The 2,047-nt window shown below is 45.0% G+C and carries 2 protein-coding genes; both read left to right on the top strand.

Annotated features, from left to right (window positions below; genetic code table 11):
* On the top strand, positions 1 to 978 hold a 978-nt coding region (locus V7D75_RS14230; protein WP_333615091.1), incomplete at its 5' end, for a molybdopterin dinucleotide binding domain-containing protein.
* Positions 979 to 1,110: 132 nt separating this feature from the next.
* On the top strand, positions 1,111 to 2,047 hold a 937-nt coding region (gene fdhD, locus V7D75_RS14235), incomplete at its 3' end, for a formate dehydrogenase accessory sulfurtransferase FdhD (protein ID WP_442968975.1).

The following is a 2,047-nucleotide window of genomic DNA, read 5'->3' on the forward strand; positions in this document are numbered from 1 at the left end:
ATTGGCACCAAACTCAATGACACCATGCTCTATCCAGGTAAAAACAACCTTATCTTACCTTGTATCAGCCGTACCGAACGCTTGGTAACGGAAAAAGGGGAGCAGTTCGCGACGATTGAAGACTCTATGTGCCAAATTGTTCCTACGCGGGGTCGCATTGAGCCGATTAGTGATAATTTAAAATCTGAAGCGCAAATTGTGGCCGATATGGCAACCCACGTGCTTGGCGCTGATTCGTCTATTCCATGGCAAACCATGAGCAGCGACTTCGATATCATCCGTAATTATATTGCTCAAGCTATTGAAGGCTTTGAGAATTTTAACGATCGTATTCGTGAAAACGAGCGCGGTTTTCATTTATATCACCCTGCCCGTCATCGCGTTTGGAATACCGATAGCGGCAAAGCGCAGTTTGAAGTGCCACAATATCCGATTACTTATGTCGCAGCACAGATGGCAGAAACCACATCGAGCTATCATAGCTATGCTAAAAATAACAATGCTAAAAATAACAATGCTGAAAGTGACCATAGCAAAAATAATGAACCCGAGATTCATCCAAGCAATAGCGATCACAATCAAACCCAAAGCGCTGAGCAAAAAGTATGGCAGCTAACTAGTGTCCGCAGTCATGATCAATTTAACACCATGATTTTTGGTCATCAAGACCGCTATCGCCAGACCAACCGCCGCGACGTGTTATTTATGCATCCCGATGAAATCAAGCGTTTAGGTTGGCAAAAAGGCGATAGTGTTATGGTATCGCGTCAAGACAGTCAAGATGAACAGCGCGCCTTAGGTCCATTAATACTGACTGAGATGGATATCGCTGCCAATGCGGTGGCGACTTATTATCCTGAATGTAACGACCTTATCGACTTAGACACTCACGCGCCAGACTCAAGGACGCCCTCTTATAAGTCCGTCACCGTTGTTTTGCAGCGCGTTACTGAAAACACACTAGCCGCCAGCGCTTAACAAAGATGGTTTGATAAAGGTAATGGTTAAAATATAATGGTCAGTAAACATAACGTAGTTGCAGTAGAACCTTGGTTAAATGGCTCAGCGGCCGATTTAGAAACCAATGCTGATCATGCTGCTGCGCCAATAATGGATATGCAGACCGTGCCTTTATCGCGTCTACATTTAACACAAAAACATGCTTATTTATCTACAGCAAATGTCTCTTATAAAAATGCAGAAATAGAGGTTGATAACAAATCAGCGCTGCTGGCAGTAGAGGCAGCGGTTGCGATTGTCATTAATGGTATCCATTACGCTATATTGATGGCAAGCCCCTATCAGCTTGAGTATCTTGCGATTGGCTTTTTATATAGCGAAGGATTGATTCATCATAGTCATGAATTATTAGATTGGGAGGTAACACAACTGACCGATATTGCCAGTTATCGAAGGTTCACCAGTAATTTAACGGATGACTTGCTTGACGAAAAGACGGCATTTGAGCAATTTTCAGCGCAGTTGCAAGACTACGATGTATATGTAGTAGAGCTGGTACTAAATCAGCGTTGTCATCAGCGTATTCAATCGCAGAGGCGACAGCTAGCAGGACGTACAGGCTGCGGTATGTGCGGTATCACCGGGCTTTCGCAAGCGCTTCCTGATTTAAGTCATTATTTATCATCTGGCTTGCAACAAAAACAGTCAGAATCCGCCGTGCCCAGTCTTAATTATTTATTGCACATGCATCAGCAAATTGACGCCGCGCAGCATACCCATCAACTCACTGGTGCGGTACATGCTGCCGCTACCATGCAAGGCAATGATTTATATTTATTTGAAGACGTCGGGCGTCATAACGCGCTTGATAAACTCATCGGTTGGCAATTGCGCAACAAGACCGAGCTGACCTGCGTGGTGATGACCTCGCGGTTGTCTATTGAGCTGGTACAAAAATCCATTCGTAGCCGCATTCCTTGGCTCATTGGCATGTCGGCACCGACCAGTACTGCGGTACGCGTCGCTGAACGCTATGGTTTGGGACTGGCGGGGTTTTTACGCGATGACCGCGTTACTTATTATACAA

The organism is Psychrobacter sp., assembly GCF_036731945.1.
Taxonomy (GTDB): Bacteria; Pseudomonadota; Gammaproteobacteria; order Pseudomonadales; family Moraxellaceae; genus Psychrobacter.